General features: G+C 60.0%; 18 protein-coding genes. 8 read left to right on the forward strand and 10 right to left on the reverse strand.

What is annotated here, in order from left to right:
* Positions 1 to 103 precede the first annotated feature (103 nt).
* From AC1DWM_RS08490 to AC1DWM_RS08500, 3 genes are all read left to right on the forward strand, one after another.
* The gene (locus AC1DWM_RS08490) at positions 104 to 1,711 is read left to right on the forward strand and encodes a GMC family oxidoreductase (RefSeq protein WP_223517007.1); all 1,608 of its coding nucleotides are present in this window, start codon (positions 104 to 106) and stop codon (positions 1,709 to 1,711) included.
* A gap of 114 nt (positions 1,712 to 1,825) precedes the next feature.
* Complete coding sequence (locus AC1DWM_RS08495) at positions 1,826 to 2,233, forward strand: response regulator (RefSeq protein WP_223517005.1); 408 nt, start codon at positions 1,826 to 1,828, stop codon at positions 2,231 to 2,233.
* A gap of 88 nt (positions 2,234 to 2,321) precedes the next feature.
* Complete coding sequence (locus AC1DWM_RS08500; RefSeq protein WP_477795006.1) at positions 2,322 to 2,984, forward strand: HAD-IA family hydrolase; 663 nt, start codon at positions 2,322 to 2,324, stop codon at positions 2,982 to 2,984.
* A 112-nt stretch (positions 2,985 to 3,096) separates the two neighbouring features.
* Here the strand turns inward: AC1DWM_RS08500 and AC1DWM_RS08505 are convergent, their stop codons facing one another.
* Positions 3,097 to 3,756, reverse strand: coding sequence for a methyltransferase family protein (locus AC1DWM_RS08505; RefSeq protein ID WP_223517002.1), 660 nt, complete (start codon positions 3,754 to 3,756; stop codon positions 3,097 to 3,099).
* Positions 3,757 to 3,808: 52 nt separating this feature from the next.
* The gene (locus AC1DWM_RS08510) at positions 3,809 to 4,756 is read right to left on the reverse strand and encodes a GlxA family transcriptional regulator (RefSeq protein WP_477795007.1); all 948 of its coding nucleotides are present in this window, start codon (positions 4,754 to 4,756) and stop codon (positions 3,809 to 3,811) included.
* Positions 4,757 to 4,880: 124 nt separating this feature from the next.
* On the opposite strand from AC1DWM_RS08510, the gene AC1DWM_RS08515 reads away from it, so the two are divergent.
* Both AC1DWM_RS08515 and AC1DWM_RS08520 read left to right on the forward strand, forming a co-directional pair.
* On the forward strand, positions 4,881 to 5,672 hold the full coding sequence (locus AC1DWM_RS08515) for an SDR family NAD(P)-dependent oxidoreductase (protein ID WP_477795008.1): 792 nt from the start codon (positions 4,881 to 4,883) through the stop codon (positions 5,670 to 5,672).
* Between the two features lie 65 nt (positions 5,673 to 5,737).
* Positions 5,738 to 6,667 carry a pyridoxal-phosphate dependent enzyme gene (locus tag AC1DWM_RS08520; RefSeq protein ID WP_477795009.1) on the forward strand — a complete coding sequence of 310 codons (930 nt, stop codon included), beginning with the start codon at positions 5,738 to 5,740 and terminating at the stop codon, positions 6,665 to 6,667.
* Between the two features lie 51 nt (positions 6,668 to 6,718).
* On the opposite strand, the gene AC1DWM_RS08525 is transcribed toward AC1DWM_RS08520, so the two are convergent.
* The 6 genes from AC1DWM_RS08525 to AC1DWM_RS08550 form a co-directional block, all read right to left on the reverse strand.
* On the reverse strand, positions 6,719 to 7,036 hold the full coding sequence (locus AC1DWM_RS08525; RefSeq protein ID WP_223516998.1) for a DUF2388 domain-containing protein: 318 nt from the start codon (positions 7,034 to 7,036) through the stop codon (positions 6,719 to 6,721).
* A 222-nt stretch (positions 7,037 to 7,258) separates the two neighbouring features.
* Positions 7,259 to 7,456, reverse strand: a complete 198-nt coding sequence (locus AC1DWM_RS08530; protein WP_223516997.1) for a hypothetical protein — start codon at positions 7,454 to 7,456, stop codon at positions 7,259 to 7,261.
* 195 nt (positions 7,457 to 7,651) lie between these two features.
* Positions 7,652 to 8,020, reverse strand: a complete 369-nt coding sequence (locus AC1DWM_RS08535) for a DUF2493 domain-containing protein (RefSeq protein WP_477795010.1) — start codon at positions 8,018 to 8,020, stop codon at positions 7,652 to 7,654.
* Complete coding sequence (locus AC1DWM_RS08540; protein WP_477795011.1) at positions 8,008 to 9,663, reverse strand: Na/Pi cotransporter family protein; 1,656 nt, start codon at positions 9,661 to 9,663, stop codon at positions 8,008 to 8,010. The genes AC1DWM_RS08535 and AC1DWM_RS08540 overlap by 13 nt, the downstream gene beginning before the upstream one ends.
* 161 nt (positions 9,664 to 9,824) lie before the next feature.
* Positions 9,825 to 12,545: a magnesium-translocating P-type ATPase gene (gene mgtA, locus AC1DWM_RS08545; RefSeq protein ID WP_223516994.1), complete on the reverse strand. Its 2,721-nt coding sequence runs from the start codon at positions 12,543 to 12,545 to the stop codon at positions 9,825 to 9,827.
* A 304-nt stretch (positions 12,546 to 12,849) separates the two neighbouring features.
* A complete protein-coding gene (locus AC1DWM_RS08550; protein ID WP_223516993.1) occupies positions 12,850 to 13,113 on the reverse strand; it encodes a hypothetical protein in 264 nt (87 codons plus the stop codon).
* Between the two features lie 430 nt (positions 13,114 to 13,543).
* On the opposite strand from AC1DWM_RS08550, the gene AC1DWM_RS08555 reads away from it, so the two are divergent.
* On the forward strand, positions 13,544 to 14,674 hold the full coding sequence (locus AC1DWM_RS08555) for an NAD(P)/FAD-dependent oxidoreductase (RefSeq protein WP_223516992.1): 1,131 nt from the start codon (positions 13,544 to 13,546) through the stop codon (positions 14,672 to 14,674).
* Positions 14,675 to 14,955: 281 nt separating this feature from the next.
* Complete coding sequence (locus AC1DWM_RS08560; protein WP_223516991.1) at positions 14,956 to 15,552, forward strand: DinB family protein; 597 nt, start codon at positions 14,956 to 14,958, stop codon at positions 15,550 to 15,552.
* Here AC1DWM_RS08560 and AC1DWM_RS08565 read toward each other — a convergent pair.
* Entirely contained in the window at positions 15,464 to 16,393 is a 930-nt protein-coding gene (locus AC1DWM_RS08565; protein ID WP_223516990.1) for a LysR substrate-binding domain-containing protein, read from the reverse strand. The two genes, AC1DWM_RS08560 and AC1DWM_RS08565, sit on opposite strands and share 89 nt — an antisense overlap.
* Before the next feature lie 405 nt (positions 16,394 to 16,798).
* Here AC1DWM_RS08565 and AC1DWM_RS08570 point away from each other — a divergent pair, with 405 nt between their 5' ends.
* Entirely contained in the window at positions 16,799 to 17,164 is a 366-nt protein-coding gene (locus AC1DWM_RS08570) for a DUF6124 family protein (RefSeq protein WP_223516989.1), read from the forward strand.
* 87 nt (positions 17,165 to 17,251) lie between these two features.
* On the opposite strand, the gene AC1DWM_RS08575 is transcribed toward AC1DWM_RS08570, so the two are convergent.
* Positions 17,252 to 18,148: a LysR substrate-binding domain-containing protein gene (locus AC1DWM_RS08575; RefSeq protein ID WP_223516988.1), complete on the reverse strand. Its 897-nt coding sequence runs from the start codon at positions 18,146 to 18,148 to the stop codon at positions 17,252 to 17,254.
* Positions 18,149 to 18,202 lie beyond the last annotated feature (54 nt).

Below are 18,202 nucleotides of genomic sequence, written 5' to 3' on the forward strand. Positions count from 1 at the left end.
CATTGATGTTGAATGTCAGGCCGCCATCGCCAGCAGGCTGGCTCCCACAGGGGATCGCATCGTCCATCCGAATTTTGTACAACGACTTACGCGGTAACCCTGCATGACATACGACTACATCATCGCTGGCGCTGGCGCCGCAGGCTGCATCCTTGCCAACCGGCTCTCGGCCAGCGGCAAACATTCGGTGTTGCTGCTGGAAGCGGGCGGCAAGGACAGTTCCCTGTGGTTCAAGATCCCGGTCGGCTTCGCCAAAATGTATTACAACCCGACCTTCAACTGGATGTATTACAGCCAGCCACAAAAGCAGCTGAACAGCCGCGAAATCTACGCACCACGCGGTAAAGTGCAGGGCGGTTCGGGATCGATCAACGCGATGATCTACGTCCGCGGCCAAGCCCACGATTTTGATGATTGGGCGGCCAACGGCAACGAAGGATGGGGCTTCAAGGACGTCCTGCCGTATTTCCGCAAACTGGAAAACCATCCGCTGGGCGACAGCGAATACCACGGCTCCAGCGGCCCGATCAGCATCACGCCGATGAAGGGCCAGACCCATCCGATTTGCGATGTGTTCCTCAAGGGCTGCGACGAGCTCGGCTATCCGCACAGCGACGATTTCAACGGGCCAAAATTCGAAGGCTCGGGCATCTATGACGTCAACACCAAAAATGGCCAACGTTGTTCCAGCAGCTTTGCGCATCTGCACCCGGCGCTGTCTCGGTCGAACCTGACCGTTGAGCATTTCGCCCTGGTGGATCGCGTGTTGTTCGATAACGACCGCGCAACCGGGATTTCCATCACCCAGCACGGCGTGGTGCGAACCTTCACCGCCAACAAGGAAATCATCCTTTGCGCCGGTGCAGTAGACACGCCGAAGATCCTGCAACTGTCCGGTGTCGCGGATCAGGCGCTGCTGGCCAAACACAAGATCCCGATGGTCAAGCATCTGCCGGCGGTGGGGCAAAACCTGCAGGATCACCTGTGCGCCAGTTACTACTACAAGGCCAATATCCCGACGCTCAACGATCAACTGAGTTCATTGTTCGGTCAGTTCAAACTCGGTCTGAAATACCTGTTCACCCGCAAGGGCGCGCTGGCGATGAGTGTCAATCAGGCCGGCGGATTTTTCCGTGGCAATGAGCAGCAGACCCACCCGAACTTGCAGCTGTACTTCAACCCGCTGTCGTACCAGATCCCGAAAAACAATAAGGCCAGCCTCAAGCCGGAGCCGTACTCAGGCTTTCTGTTGTGCTTCAACCCGTGCCGGCCGACCAGTCGCGGGCACATCGAGATCGCTTCGAAAAACCCGCGGGACGCAGCAAGGATCGACCCGAACTACCTGAGCACGCAAAAAGACATCGACGAGGTCATCCAGGGCAGCCGCTTGATGCGCAAAATCATGCAGGCACCGGCGCTCAAGCGCATCACGGTTGAAGAGGTATTGCCGGGGCCAGTCGTCGAAACCGACGAACAGATGTTGCAATATTTCCGCGAAAACAGCGGTTCGATCTACCACCTGTGCGGTTCCTGCGCGATGGGGGCGGACGAGCAGAAGTCTGTGGTCGACAAACGATTGAAAGTCCATGGGCTGGAAGGATTGCGCATTGTCGATGCATCGATTTTCCCTAACGTGACGTCCGGCAATACCCACGCGGCGGTGTTGATGGTGGCAGAGAAGGGCGCCGATCTGATTTTGCAGGACGCCTGATTTCGTCGCCTCTGAGTATCAAAAATGAATTTCCGCCAAGACTGCTGCTCATAATTGATAGAGAGCGGATTTAGCGCGCGAAAATCATGGGTGTATTCAGGGAGTGGCAAAATCATGGGGCCAGTATCGACGGCAGGCACGAACGTTTCTGGCGGGTTGATTCTTGTGGTCGAAGACGATCCGTTGATCCTGGAATTTCTCTGCGAAATCCTCCAGGAAGAAGGGTTCGTGGTTAAGTCACAGACTAGCGCGGATGCCGCTTCAGCGTACCTGGAGCAGCACTCCGACAATGTCCGTCTGTTGCTCACCGACATCAGCATGCCGGGCACGCTCAATGGCGCTGACCTCGCCAATCAGTTTGGCGACCGCTGGCCAGACAAGCCGATCATGATCATGTCCGGTTTCGAAACACCACAAAGCTCCGGCGTGAGGCATTCAGTCTCGTTTATCAAAAAGCCCTGGGCGCTCGGCCAATTGCTGGACTGTGTCGAAGGCGCCTTGAAGTCCAAGCCCGTCAGCTGAAGCGCTATTGCGCCTCCTGAGCCCGTCTCGCAAGTAAATGCTACATTGCTGGCTTACCTGCCTGGCCCTTGCGAAAGGAAGCTGATCCTTGTCTGCTCATCCATCCGTTTTCAACACTCCTTACCGCGCCTTCCTGTTCGATATGGACGGCACTGTCCTCAACTCCATCGCCGCCGCCGAGCGGATCTGGACGATCTGGGCCTTGCGCCACGGGGTGGATGTCGCGTCCTTCCTGCCGACCATTCACGGCGTGCGCGCCATTGATACGGTCAATCGCCAGGGGTTGCCGGGGGGTGATGCCGAATCTGAAGCGGCGTGGATTACCCAGGCGGAAATCGAGGACGTGGAAGGCGTAGTCGAGGTTCGTGGTGCGGCGGCTTTCCTTCAGGCCTTGCCGGCCGGTAAATGGGCAATCGTGACCTCTGCACCAAGAGCACTGGCCTTGCGCCGGATGGCGGCGGCGGGGATTCCCGAACCTGATGTCATGGTGACGGCCGAAGATGTCAGCGCCGGTAAACCGGATCCTGCGGGGTATCGACTGGCGGCGAAACGGTTGGGTGTTGAGGTGACGGAGTGTTTGATCTTTGAAGACGCCACGGTAGGGATTCTGGCAGCGGAAGCGGCAGGGGCGGATTTGGTGATCATCACCGAGACGCATGAGCATGCGATTCAGACGCAACATGCAACGTTGGCCAATTATCAGTCGGTAACCGCATCTGTGGACCCTGACCACCATATCCGCCTCAAATAAATCTAATTGTAGGAGTGAGCCTGCTCGCGATAGCGGTGGATCAGTCATATCAATACCGACTGATCCACCGCTATCGCGAGCAGGCTCACTCCTACATGGATCGGTGTCGTGGCTAATAGATTCCGGGAATCAGCCGCCAGGTGTTGGCGCAATAACTGTCGTACTCACCACCAAACTTCGCCCTCAACAGCGCTTCCTCAGCGTGAATCCGCGCAATCAGCGGCATCACTGTCAACGCCGCCAGCAACAGCCCGACACCCGAACGAAACGCCAGCGCCCAGCCCACGGCAATCACCAACATTCCCAGGTAGCTGGGGTTGCGCAGGCGTCGATAAATCCCGTCAGTGACCAGCCTGTGCCCCGGCTGAATCGCCACCAACCCGCTGAAGCGCTTGCCCAGCACAAACACGGGCCACAAGCGTAACGCACCGCCAGCGATGAACAGCAACGCACCGATCCAGCGCAGGCCTTCACCGCCGAATGTCCAGACGTCAATCCGGTCGGTGTAGGCAGGCAAGAACCCGCTGAGCAATCCAATCACCCCGAACGCCGGAAGCACCCAGCGATTGGCCCGGTCCTCACGTTCGCCGGAACTCAAGTTGACCTCGGTGAACAGCGAAGCCACGGTCATCACCACGGTCGCCAAGGCAACCACCACTAACGGCGCATGTGTAAAAAATGCCGCAAACCCGCCCAATCCCCACACCGCAAGACCGAGGTAGGCGAGGGTGCCGACGATGGCGAAAAACGCCAGTTTGGGCGAGATTTTCATGAGCACCTCGTGATGTGCAATGACCCTTTTCAGCTTAGAGGCCCGATGTTGCTCACGCGTTCAACCCGGACCTGGCATTGCGCCGAATCACCTGCGGCGGTTGGCCGAATGCCCTAAGGAAGGCTTCGCGCATGCGGCGCCGGTCAGTGAAGCCGACCTCGGTGGCGATCTGATCGAGGGTCAGGCGCCCGCGTTCGAGCATCTGCCGCGCCACCTCCAGTCGCAAGTTTTCGATGGCCCTGGCCGGCGTTTGCCCGGTCTCGGCGCGAAAGCTGCGGCTGAATTGCCGAGGGCTGAGGCGCGCCACGTCTGCCAGTTGCTCCACCGACAGGGGCGAGGCCAGGTGTTCCCGGGCATAGCCGAGAACGGTCTGAATGCGGTCGGATTTTGGCGCCAGTTCGAGCAACGCCGAATGCTGGGACTGGCCGCCCGCACGACGCTGATACATCACCAGTTTCTGTGCCACGGAACGCGCCAGTTCCGCGCCGTGATCCTTCTCGACCATGGCCAGCGCCAGGTCGATGCCGGCGGTCATGCCGGCCGAGGTCCAGATCGAGCCGTCAACCACGTAGATGCGGTCTTCTTCCACTTTGATCAATGGGAATCGCGCTTGCAGCTCCCGGGCATAGGCCCAATGCGTGGTGGCCCGCCGTCCATCGAGCAGACCGGCCTGGGCCAGTACAAATGCCCCCGAACAGATCGACGCCATCCGCCGTGTGGTGTCCACGCGGCGGCGCAGGTATTTCAGTACGCCTTCGGGCGACTGTTCGATGATGGCATCGCCGCCGACCACGATGACGGTATCGAACACCCGTTCATCGAAGGCCTGGGTTCCGACACTCAAACCACCGGAGGCGCGCAGCGTGCTGCCGTCTTGTGAGATCACACTGACGTCATACAGCGTCTCACCGGCGCTGAAGTTGGCGTACTCGAACACCGACATGGCGGCCAGCGCCATGGACTGGAAACCCTCGAACACCACAAATGCCACGGCAGTCATCGCTAGACCCTCAAAAGGACATGTCCTGAAAACGTACTTTAAACGTCATTTGAGACAAGTGTAAGAGGCTTTATAACGGTTCACACCCGGCGAACTGTTCGCCTCACTGTGAAGGAAACTCAACATGGCTCTCTCATCCAAAGGCACAGCACTGATTACTGGCGCTTCTTCGGGTATCGGCGCGGTGTATGCCGACCGTCTAGCCCGCCAGGGTTACGACCTGATTCTGGTTGCCCGCAGCCAGGCCAAACTGAATGCGCTGGCTAACCACCTGAGTAACGAAACCGGCCGAGCGGTGGAAGTGGTCGCGGCCGATTTGAAAGTCAAAGCCGATGTGCTGCAGGTCGAGGAAATTTTGCGTAACGACGCCAGCATCACCTTGCTGGTCAACAACGCCGGTGTGGGCGCGGTCATGCCGCTGCTGGGCAGCCCGGTCGATGAGATGGAAGAGATGATCACCCTCAACGTCACCGCGCTGATGCGTCTGGCGTATGCGGTGGTGCCAGGCTTTGTCGCGCGTGGCACGGGAACCGTCATCAACATCTCGTCGATTGTTGCTTTCGCGCCGGAAATCCTCAATGGCGTGTACGGCGGGACCAAGGCCTTTGTGCTGGGCCTTAGCCAGTCGATGCACCGCGAACTGGCGGATAAAGGCATTCGTGTCCAGGCGGTACTGCCCGGTGCGACGGCGACCGATTTCTGGAGTGAGGCCGGCAACCCGGTGGAAAACCTGCCGCAAGAGATCGTGATGTCGGCGCAAGACATGGTCGACGCCGCGCTGGCAGGCCTGGCGAAGGGCGAAGTGGTGACCATTCCGAGCCTGCACGACGGCGAACAGTGGGATCGTTACGAAGCCCAGCGTCAGACCCTTTCCGGGTTGTTCGGCAACTCCAGCGCTGCACCGCGCTATCGCTAAAACAGGGGCGGGGGGCAGGGTGAACTAAGCTTGGATAAGAAGGGTTCACCTTTGGGACACCCGCGATGCTGCACATCAGAACGCCGTTGATCCTGCATTGGGGGCTGTCGACCCCGACCCGACGGATCTGGCTCAAGATGGAAAACCTGCAACCCAGTGGTTCGTTCAAGCTGCGTGGCATGGGGCTTCTGTGCAGTCAGGCCAAGGCGCAGGGCAAACGCCGAGTTGTTTGTCCTTCGGGCGGCAATGCCGGTTTTGCCACCGCCATTGCCGCCGCCAGCCTGGGGCTGAGTGCCTGCATTGTGGTGCCGCACACGACCCCTGAGACGACCCGCGCCAGGATCAGAAAAACCGGCGCTGAAGTCATTGTCCATGGCAAGGTCTGGGACGAAGCCAATCAAAGGGCAAGAGAGCTCTCGCAGGACGCGGACACCGAATACGTGCCGGCCTTCGATCACCCGGTGTTGTGGGAAGGGCACAGCACGCTGGTGGATGAAGTCCTGGAAGTGTGTCCTCAAGTGGATGTGATGGTGACATCGGTAGGGGGCGGCGGATTGCTGGCGGGCATCCTCACGGGGTTGATTCGCCATGGCCGCACAGACTGCCGGATCATCGCCTGCGAAACCGAGGGCGCCGCGTCTTTTGCGGCCGCCGTGGAAGCAGGGCATCCCGTCAGGTTGCCACGCATCGACACCGTGGCGACCTCGCTGGGTGCGGCGCAAGTCGCGGCCTGGCCGGTGCAGCACATCCAGGACTTTGCGCACCAGTGCGTTGTGCTTAGCGATGAGRATGCAATCATGGGCGTGGTTCGTTTCGCCAGTGACATGCGTCAGTTGGTGGAACCAGCGTGCGGTGTTTCATTGGCGGTAGCGTACCTGGACCATCGAGCCATAGCCGATGCGCACGACGTGGTGATCGTGGTCTGTGGTGGGGTGAGTGTCAGTGCGCAATTAGTCGCTGGCTGGGCACGCCTATCCGGTAGGCGAGCGAAGTAGGGCTGGAAACGCTATTGATGTGTCACAAGCCCTACCGCTGTTTTAAGGCTTTCATTTACCGGCGGAATCGCCTTCCTGCACCAGGATGGCCCGGGCCAGGTCTTCATCGCTGGCATTGAGGCCGGGATTGTCCTGACGAATTTTCTTCAACACCGACTCCAGATAAACCCCGCGAATCGCACCGCCACTGGCAACGAAGCTCGAGGCGTCATCCTGAGCGGGAATCAGCAGCTTCTTATCTTTGAATGTCGAGTACAGCGAGGCTGAGACCCCGGCTGAAGTGGCAACATCTCCCGCATCCACATCAGCCATAGCCGAACCGAAGGGTAAACACAGCATCAGTGAGGAAATAATAATCAGACGGCGCATGACGGTGTCCTCTGAAAGCGTGAAGCAAATAGGAAGTACCTCTAAGGTTAGGATGCGCGGCGATCGCCAGGAGTTCCTTATCGCCGCAATATCGTTCAAAACCGCAGTGTTGCTCCGGTTATCAGCCACTGATCACGTTCCCCTGTCAGGTTACGTTCCGCCACCACATCAACGTCGATACGCTCGCCAAGGTGAAACCGTGGTCCGGCCTGCCACGCCTGATCAACACCCCGTTGGCCTGATCGCGGCATCATCCACCACGTACGCACCGCCGGCCGCTTTGGCGTTGGACATCACCGTCAGGAGTGCGATCAGGCTCAGGGTGATACTGACGAACAACACATTGCGCCGCACCTTTCGGCCTTGCACGGGCGGCAGACTGCGTACAAAAGACATCAATTCACGAGTCGGTTTCTGCATGAGGTTTACCTCGAAGTTTCATTGGAAAGCGGCCCCCTCTAACTGCAAACCCCTGTAGCAGCTGTCGAGCCGGCGAGGCTGCGCCCGGCTTCGCAGCAGTCGTCCAGTCAGAACTCACGGTGCGTCAGGCAGACCGCGCGAATCGGATTCGCGACTGCTTCGCAGCCGGACGCAGCCTCGCGGGCTCGACAGCTGCTACAAGGGCTGCGTTGTGTTTGGGGTGGCTAGCGATAGGGTTTGCAGACCGGCCGCCCGGGCTTGGGCGAGCAGTGCTTCGGTGTCTTCGCCGCCGGGCAGGGCAATCACCACGTCCGGTCGGCTGTCGCGCAACATGAACTGGTTGCGCAAGCGCTCTGCCGACTTTCCGTGGCGTTGCCAGTTAGGCGGGTAACGCACAAGGTCGATGCCCTGTTCTCGCGCCCATTCTTCGATTTCGCCGCCCAGGTGCCGGTTACCGCCATGGATCAGCACACGCACCGGGTGCGCGCGTTGGAAGGCGTCGAGCACCCGTCGGCACTGGCCAYTGTCGGCGTAATGGCGACCCGCACAGATCAGCAGGCGCATGACGGGGTTTCCTTCGCCGGATCGTTGTTCTCGATCACCCGCTCACCCGCGCGTTCGAGCAGCGGATAGGCGAGGGCGGCGATGTGGTGGTGCACGCGGCGGTAATCGCGCAGCACGCGCTGGAAGATGTCACCGGATTCGGCCCAGGTGTTTTTGTCTTCCTGCAACTTGCGAAAATGCTCACGGCTGGCGTGCGCTTCGAGTTCTCTGACGGTTTCCTTGCGACTGATCAGTTGATGGGCGGTGGCAATGTCTTCGCGCAGGAACACGCTGATCGCCAGGCTCAGGCTTTCCAGCAAGGCGTCGTGCAGCGGGGCGATGTTGCCCAGCTCGAACGCCGAGAACTGTTCGCCACGGCGCACCCGGCGCATCGCCAATTGCGCGAGGCTGCTGGAGAGAATGTCCGCCGCGTGTTCGAGGTTGATCACGAACAAAAGGATTTCCTGGGCGCGATCGGCATCGTCGTCGCTGATGCCTTCCTTGCCGATGTCGGCCAGATAGGCACGAATCGCTGCGCTGAGCAGGTCCAGGGATTGATCGATGCGTCTGACGTCGTCGACGCAGGTCGGCGCCGAGGTGTGGAACACCTGCAACAGGCGCCCGAGCATCGCCGAGAACATATCGGCCATGCGCAGGGCTTCCCGGGCGGCGTTGGACAAACCGATGTTGGCCACCTCCAGTCCTGCCTCGTCCAGGTAGTGCGGCATTCCGGGATCGACTTCCCGCACCGGATCCGGCAGCAGCCGGGTGAGGGCGTTGGCGAGTACGTCAGTCAAGCCGATGAACACCAGCGCCAACAACAAGTTGAAACCGCTGTGCAGGACCACGACCAGCGTCGACGGATTCAGGCTCGTCTCGGCCAACAGTCCGGCAAACGGCAACACCGCCAGCGCACCGACCACCCGCACCAGCAGATTACCCAGCGGCAAACGTCGACCGACGCTGGATCCAGCGTTGATCACTGACGGCAAGGTACCGCCAATGTTTACACCCAAGACCAACGCAACCAGGGTGGTCGCCGAGAGCATGCCGGTCGCGGCCAGCGAGACGATCAGCAACACCACGGCCACGCTGGAATGGCAGAGCCAGGTGAGCAGCAGCGCCACCAACAGTGCAATCAGCAGGTCGCCGTCCAGGCTTTGCATGATCAGCTGAAACACCGGCGTGGTTTCGACGTGCGCCAGGGTGGAACCGAGCATGTGCAGGGCCAGCAGCATCAGCCCCAGGCCGATCAGCGCACAGCCGACACTTTCAAAGCGTGAGTCATCGCGCAGGCGAAAGACGATCAACCCCGTCAGCAACATCAGTGGCATGAGCATCGACATGTCGAGGCTCAGCAGTTGCACCACCAGGGTCGAACCGATATTGGCGCCCAGCATCATGGCCAGCGCCGGGGCCAGCGCGAGGGTGCCGGCGGCGGTGAACGAGGTCGCCATCAGGCTGACGGCGGTGCTGCTTTGCAGGAGGCCGGTGATGCCGATCCCCGACAGCAATGCCATCCAGCGATTGTTCAGGTTGTGGCCCAGCCACTGGCGCAATGGCGAACCAAAGCCGCGCAGTAACGCCGAAGAAATCATGTGAGTGCCCCACAGCAGCAATGCGATGGCGCCTGCGAGGTTGATCAGTAGAGTCGTTCCCGACATGAGAACTCTCCTTATTCCGTGTCGCATTGATCGAAGGCCGAACTCAAAAACCTGTAGGAGCTGAGCTTGCTCGCGATAGCGGCAGACCAGCCGATATTGGTGTCGACTGACACACCGCTATCGCGAGCAAGCTCGGCTCCTACAAGGGGGTGTTCAAGTCATCAGAACCACTGCTTGAAGCGGCGGATGTAGATCGTTTTCATGACCTGCGCGAAGACGCAGTAGCTGAGCAAGGTGCCCACCAACCAAGGGAAGTACGCCCACGGCAATGGCTGCAAACCGACCAGCGTGCCCAGCGGCGAGAACGGAATGTAGATGCCCAGCACCATCACCAACCCGGTCATCAGAGTCACCGGCAACGCCGCCGTGCTTTGGAAGAACGGGATCTTCTGTGTGCGCAGCATGTGCACCACCAGCGTCTGGGACAGCAGCCCTTCGATGAACCAGCCGGACTGGAACAGGCTCTGCATTTCCACGCTATTGGCAGCGAACACGTACCACATCAGCGCAAACGTGGTGATGTCGAACACCGACGAGGTCGGCCCGATCCACAGCATGAAACGGCCGATGTTCTTCGCGTCCCACTTGCGCGGTTTGCTCAGGAACTCCTTGTCCATCTTGTCCCAGGGCAGCGCCAGCTGAGAGATGTCGTACATGAGGTTTTGCAGCAGCAGGTGAATCGACAGCATCGGCAAAAACGGGATGAACGCACTGGCCACCAGCACCGAAAACACGTTGCCGAAATTGGAACTGGCGGTCATGTTCAGGTACTTCATGATATTGCCGAAGGTTTCACGGCCCTTGAGCACGCCTTCTTCGAGCACCATCAGGCTCTTTTCCAACAGGATGATGTCGGCCGACTCCTTGGCAATGTCAGTGCCACTGTCCACCGAAATACCGACGTCGGCATCGCGCAGGGCAGGGGCATCGTTGATGCCGTCACCGAGGAAACCCACGGTGTGACCGTTGGCTTGCAACGCCTTCAGCACCCGGGACTTTTGCAGCGGCGTCAGCTTGGCAAACACCGTACGTTCTTCGACACGCAGCTTGAGGGTGGTGTCGTCCATGTTTTCGATGTCCTGGCCGAGCAGCGGGGTGCCCGGTTCCAGGCCGACGTCGCGGCAGATCTTGCAGGTGACGACAGCGTTGTCGCCGGTCAGCACCTTGACCGTCACGCCCATGTCCCGCAGCGCCGCAATGGCCGGGCCTGCGGTTTCCTTGGGCGGATCGAGGAAGGTCAGGAAGCCGCGAATCACCAGCTCGCGCTCATCCTCGGTGGTGTACTGGTTTTTGCTCTGCGCTTTCGGGATCTCGCGGGTGGCAACCAGCAATACGCGGAAGCCGTCCTCGTTGTATTCGTTGGCCAGGGCCAGCAGGTCTTTGCGGCGCTGATCATCGAGGGCGACGACGCTGCCGTTTTCATGGAGGTGACTGGCGATGGACAGCATTTCCTCGACCGCGCCTTTGCACACCATCAGGTGATCGTCGCGGCTGTCCTTGACGATGATCGACAGGCGCCGACGGACGAAGTCGAACGGCAACTCATCAACCTTGCTGTAGGCAAACGGCACCCGAAACTTTGGGTTGCTGTTGGCGAATTGAACCACCGCCTGGTCCATCAGGTTTTTCAGGCCGCTTTGGTGATGACTGTTGAGCCACGCCAGTTCGAGGATCGCGTCGTCGCGCCGGCCGTGGCTGTCGACGTGGTGCTCCAGAATGATCTTGTCCTGGGTCAGGGTGCCGGTCTTGTCCGTGCACAGCACGTCCATCGAACCGAAGTTCTGGATCGCATTGAGTCGCTTGACCACCACTTTGCGCTTGGCCATGGCCATCGCGCCTTTAGCGAGGTTGGCGCTGACAATCATCGGCAGCATTTCCGGGGTCAGCCCGACCGCCACAGCCAGTGCAAACAGAAACGCGTCGCTCCAGTCGCCCTTTGAGAAGCCGTTGAGCAGGAACACGATCGGCACCATCACCAGCATGAAACGGATCAACAGCCAGCTGACACTGTTCACCCCACGGTCGAACGCCGTTTGTACCCGCGAGCCGACAATGGCTTTGGCCAGCGAGCCGAAGTAGGTGCGCGAGCCGGTCGCGACCACCACGGCATTGGCGGTGCCGCTGACCACGTTGGTGCCCATGAAGCAGATGTTCGGCAGGTCGAGCAGGTTCGACTGATCGGCTGCGTTACCGGTCGCGGATTTCTGTGCGACGTTACCCAGCGTGTCGTATTTCTCCACCGGCAAGGCTTCACCGGTGAGTACCGCCTGACTGATGAACAGGTCGCGGGATTCGATCAGGCGAATGTCCGCCGGGATCATGTCACCGGCGCTGAGTTGCACGATATCGCCGGCCACCAGCTCGCGCATCGGTACTTCACGCGGCACCGCACGGCTGCCGCTTTGCTCGCGCCGCAGCACGGTCGCGGTGGTGCGCACCATGGCCTTCAACGTTTCGGCAGACTTGGCGGAACGGTATTCCTGCCAGAACCGCAGCAGGCTGCTCAAGGTGACCATGGTCATGATGATAATGACCTTGGTCAGGTCGGCTTCGTCGCCTTCGCCCTGACTGATCGGCAGCCAGTAATCGGTGAAGAAACTGATGCCGGCCAGAGTCAGCAGGACATAGATGAAGGGATTGTGCAGGGCTTTGAGCAGTTGGACGAGGGCGTGAGGCGGCTTGTCGTGGGCCACTTCGTTGTAGCCCCCACGCGCCAGCCGGCCTTCGGCTTCCAGTTCGGTCAGGCCGTCAGCGGTTGCATTGAGGTTGGCGAGGGTCACGGCCAGGCCATTTTGGGCTTCTCGTGCGGCGCGCATCGACAGTTTGGCGATGTCGCTGCTGGCACCTTTGGCGCGGGTATTCGGGGATTTTACTGTGGTCATCGCGTGTGCTCCTGCCGCTGACTTGCGGCACGACACACAGCCGGCTCACCCAACTACAGGCGAGCGAATGTATGTCGAGCCGCAAACAAGCGATCGATGTCAGAAGTAATGTTTTGTTGTTTTAACGTTCGCTGGCTATCAATGGAAAAGTGATAGGCAGCGAACCGTCTACTGGCTTCGTCCATAACTAACTCCAATTAACTGGTGTTTTAAAAGGCAATAAGAAGTTGTCAGTTTCCATTCTCGGGGAACCGTTATAGGAAGGACTTTAAAGTGCCTTCAAATCAACTGAATGTGCGGCCTGTCAGGCTCGGCTTCGCAGCCGGAAGCGGCGCGCGATGCGTCGACTCGGTGGTTCCGGGCTGTCGTCCAGGCTCCAGCGTTGCTGAAGCCTACCCGTCATCGGGCAGACGCGCCAGTTGGCACGCGGGAGTGCCCTGGCAGGGGAAGAAGGGCTGGAAAGCGGCGCAATGGCGCGGTTCGCGAGCGTAGGCTCACGGCTGGGCTTGACCCGCATGGTCGAAGCAAAGGCGCGTACGCCGGGCATTACAGTGGTGGTGAAGTTCATAACATGCCTCTGGACCGGACGGACGCCGGTGAGGCAAGTTACGGTGGAGCATCAAGCTCTAGCGCAGCTCACCCGACCGAAAAGTCGAGTCCCGTCATTTTCTGGGTTATGTGCCAGATTCTGCAGTTTCGCAGTAACCCGACAGCGACTAGATACTGTGTCCATTGGATTCTTTTGTGAGTTGAAAAAAGGCCTTCGTCGAAGGCCCGGGCAATTTACTCAGGGTGGTTGGATACGTCAACCTTAAATACCCGATTAGTAGTGTATTAAATGGAAAAAGCGGCGGGCTCTATGATTGATTCAGCTAAATGACAGAGAGTTGTCGTTCATGTGACGGAAGCGGAAGAACTTGCTGGCGGCCGATAACAAGTTTCCGTCGGCTCCCTTCAATGCAGTGCTAACGTTAGTGCCTTCGCAAAGTCAGGAGCAATTGAGCGTGGATATCGAGTGCGTGGTGGTCGGCGCCGGTGTGGTCGGGTTGGCGGTGGCCAGGGCGTTGGCCCGTAGTGGTCGGGAAGTGATCGTGGTCGAAGCGGGCGAGGGCATTGGGGGAGGGATCAGCTCACGTAACTCGGAAGTGATTCACGCCGGAATCTACTACCCGACTGGCAGCCTCAAGGCGCAGTTGTGCGTGGAGGGCAAGCAGCGTTTGTATGCCTTCTGCGATGAACACGGGGTTGATTATCAGCGTTTGGGCAAACTGATCGTGGCCACCGATGACCGCGAGTGTGCGGCCTTGCGCGTGTTGTTGGAGCAGGGCCGGCGCAATGGCGTCGATGACTTGCAATGGCTGGATGCGGCGCGAGCCCGGACGCTTGAACCGGCGCTGTCCTGCGTGGCTGCGCTGTGGTCGCCTTCCACCGGGATTATCGACTCTCATGCGCTGATGCTCGCACTTCAGGCCGATGCTGAGGCCGGCGGCGCGTCGGTTGTCTTGCGCACACCACTGGAGTCAGTCCGTTGCACCGGGCAAGGTTTCGAGTTGCAGTTGGGCGGCGTACAGCCGATGACCCTGAGCTGCCGTGAGTTGATCAATTGCGCTGGATTGTCCGCGCCGCCGTTGGCGAGTCGCATCGAAGGCCTGGCGCCGCAGCACGTTCCAACCGCCCGGCTGTGCAAGGGCAGTTATTTCAGCTTGAGTGGCCGGGCGCCGTTTCGGCATCTGGTCTATCCGGCGCCGGAAAGTGCCGGGCTGGGTGTGCACATGACCCTCGACCTTGGCGGTCAAGCGCGCTTCGGCCCGGACGTCGAATGGGTCGACCATATCGATTACCGCGTCGACCCGCGCCGGTCCGAGGGTTTTTATGAGGCCATTCGACGTTACTGGCCTGGTCTGCCCGATAACAGTCTGCAACCCGCGTACAGTGGCATTCGCCCGAAAATAAATGGCCCTAATGAACCGGCCGCCGACTTCACTATCAGCGGCCCGGCCGAGCATGGCGTGCCGGGGCTGGTGAACCTGTTTGGCATCGAATCACCGGGCCTGACCAGTTGCCTGGCGCTGGCCGATCGGGTGGTGGAGCGCCTTTCCCCCAAGTCAGTCGACGACACAATCCTGTAGCAGCTGTCGAGCACCGCGAGGCTGCGTCCGGCTCGGTCCGCGCTCGGGCGAAGCAGTCGTGAAATCAGGCGACGCGGTGTTTCAGAAAGGCCGCGTGTGCAGGGTTTACGACTGCTTCGCCCGAGCGCGGACCGAGCCGGACGCAGCCTCGCGGTGCTCGACAGCTGCTACACGGCGGCTACACAGAACGCATCGCGAAGGTGCCGGTTATCAGCCTTTGCGATGCCGCCCGCCGAGCGGGCTATGCTTTGCAGTGCGCCCATCACCATGGGAGATCTCTCATGATCAACGTACGCACTGCCCGCATGCTTGCCGATTACAAAAACTGGGCCGACCAGCGCCTCTTTGACAGCCTGGCCGCATTGCCGGCGGGGGAGGTCAGTAAAGAACGCGTCTCGGTGTTCAAAAACATGATCGGCACCCTGAACCACATCTACGTGGTGGACTGCATCTGGCAAGCTCACCTCGAAGGCCGAGGGCACGGCTTCAAAACCTCACATGATCTGTTGCATGCCGACCTTGGCGAACTGCGCATGGCACAACGGGAGATCGATCACTGGTACTGCGACTGGAGCGAACGGCAGACCGAGGCGTCGCTGGATAAAACCGTCGAGTTTTCGTTTGTGTCGGGCGAAAGCGGCACCATGAGCGCAGGCGCGATACTGATGCACGTGGTCAATCACGCCAGCTATCACCGTGGTTGGGTGATCCAGATGTACTTCGAAATCCCGGCCATGCCACCGGTCACGGACCTGCCGGTGTACCTGCGCGAGACCCAACCGACAGCGTTCACGTTGCTGCATGCCCCGGCAGTGGAGCCGACATGTAGTGTGCAATTTTCGAACGCAACCAGCGTTCTGCCGGATCGTTATCGTTGACGCCGTTCCAGACCATGGACAGCTCGGACAGCACGATGTCAAACGGCGGGTCGTCGGCACGCAACTGGCTACTGCCTTCGATCAACGCACACGCGGCGTAATCCGGCACCGTGGCCAGCATGTCGGTGCCGGCCAGCAGCGCCCTTAACCCAGCGAATTGCGGCACCGCCAATACCACCCGCCGTGAGCGACCGATACGGGCCAGGTCGTTGTCGATGGCCCCGGTCAAGTCCCCGGAAAACGACACCAGTGCATGCGGCCGGTCGCAGAACTCGTCCAGCGTCAGGGGCCCGGGCCGGTTATCACCGCGCAAAATCTTCACACTCAAGTCGCGCAACTTCTTGCGCTTGGCGTTGGCCGGCAGCTCCGTGGTGTAACTGATCCCGACAGAAATTTCGCCGCTGGCGAGCATCGATGACATCAGCAGATAATTCACCCGGCGCACCACCACCACAACGTTCTGCGCCTCCTCGCGAATCTGCTTGAGCAGCGGCGGAAACAGGCCGAACTCGGCGTCATCGGACAGGCCGATGCGAAACACATCACGGCTGGTGGCCGGGTCGAAATCCTTGGCCCGACTGACCGCACCGGAAATGGTGTCCATCGCCGGTTGCAACTCCTTCAGAATCACCAGCGCACGCGGGGTTGGCTCCAGTGTGCGACCGTTGCGCACCAGCAACGGGTCATCGAACAGGTCGCGCAATTTCGCCAGTGAGGCACTGACGGCGGGCTGGCCGAGGAACAGCTTCTCCCCGGCGCGGGTCAGGTTTTTCTCGAACATCAGGGTTTCGAAAATCACCAACAGGTTCATGTCCACGCGGCGCAGGTCGTTGCGGTTCATGTTGGAGGCTCGCAGGATTTGAGGGTCTGTTCAGTAAAGCATCAAACCTGAGAGGGTCATTAAACGGCGATGTTTAACACACATCTCCAGACACTCTGTGAGGCTACACAACCTTGCGCCGTTGCCTACGACTGCGCCAGAATCCGCCGGCTTGTGCGCCTTGGGCCGGGACTTTACTGTTTGCCGGTCGCTGAAAAACAGCGATCGGGTTTGGTAGCCCGGCTGACTTAGTGCATAGCACACCTGATGCAGCCCCTGCGGTCTGCGTCTTTATGGTGGCCATGCGCAGGGCGCTTTCGAGCGCGCCGGTTTCCAAGTCACCGGTCTACCAACCCGCGTATGGTCACCACCTCTTCGTTTGGTAGCGAAAGTGATGGCTCCTCTGTTCTGATTTGGAGTTTCACTATGTTCAAGATCACACCTAACCCGCCAGAAACCGACACCGACGACGTTTCCCCCTACGAATCCACCGATTCCAAAAAGCTCAACACCGCCGCCGACCGCGCCCTCGATTACTACCTCAAACCGGTCATCCCCAAAGACACGCCACGCAAACCCAGCACCATCTACTTCGTCGGCCCCGACACCGATAACGAATCCCTGCTGGTCAACGCCTGTGAGACGTTGGCGTCAGCGAGTGTCATGTTGAGCGATTTCGCGGGGCAACTGAACGGTACACAGCGCCACACCTTGCTTGGCATTCAACATTCCGTGATGTTGGGTGAACTGGCGGTGAACCGGATGCTGGATAACTTCGATCCGCAAAGCTAAGGCCACAACTGCATGGCTGATAGCTGAGTTTTGCGGTGCTTGTCCGGGCCTTATCGCGAGCAGGCTCACTCCTACACTGATCTCGGCTCAAGCCGAATCCGGTTCCGTCAGCACCTTCCTGAACGTCTCCACCAACGGCCGCAAATTAATCCGGTGCCACGCTGCCCACAACGGCGTGGTAAACGAAATCCACGGCACTTCCCGCAGCACTACACCCGGTGGTGCATTGCGGCTCAGGCCTTTCTGAATCATCGCTATCCCCAACCCTGACGCCACCAGCCCCAATGCGGTGAACGGTTCGGTGGCTTCCATGCGGATGTCCGGGGTGAAGCCGGCGCGGATACAGGCGCTGACGAAGTCGTCGCGGCTGGTGACGTTCTGGCGGTGTTGCACGCCGATCCATTCCTGATCGGCCAGGTCGGCCGGGGTCAGTTCCGACTGGTGGGCGAGGGGATGGTGCTCGGGCAGGGCCAGCAGCATCGGATCGTCCAGCACCTGAAAACCCAGAAGATCCGGATCATCAGCGACGGGCGGTTCGCCGACCAGGGCGATATCCAGACTACGCTGGCGCAGTCCTTCGAGTTGCTCGACGGAGCTCAGGTTGTACAGCGCGACATGCACGTTCGGCCGGTCGACGCGCAACACGCGCAAGGCATTCGGCAGCACGCCGGCATGCATGGCGTTTTCGATGTAGCCGATGCATAAGCCGCCTTCTTCGCCGCGACCGAGGCGTTTGCCGAGGGATTCGAGGCGATTTGCATGGGTCAGTAGGGCACGGGTTTCAGCGAGAAACGTCTGGCCGTCGCGGGTCAGGCGGATGCGTTGCTGGCTGCGTTCGAACAGGGTCAGGCCCAGGCGTTCTTCGAGCTGGGCGATCTGCCGGCTCAGCGGCGATTGGGAAATGTGCAGGCGTTCGGCGGCGCGACCGACGTGTTCTTCTTCGGCGACGGCGAGGAAGTAGCGCAATTGGCGAATGTCGATCATTTCAGACCTATAGGGACTCAAGTGCTGCGCATTATGTCTTGGACGGTCCGACTG

The sequence above is a fragment of the Pseudomonas sp. P4_C8 genome (assembly GCF_056401975.1).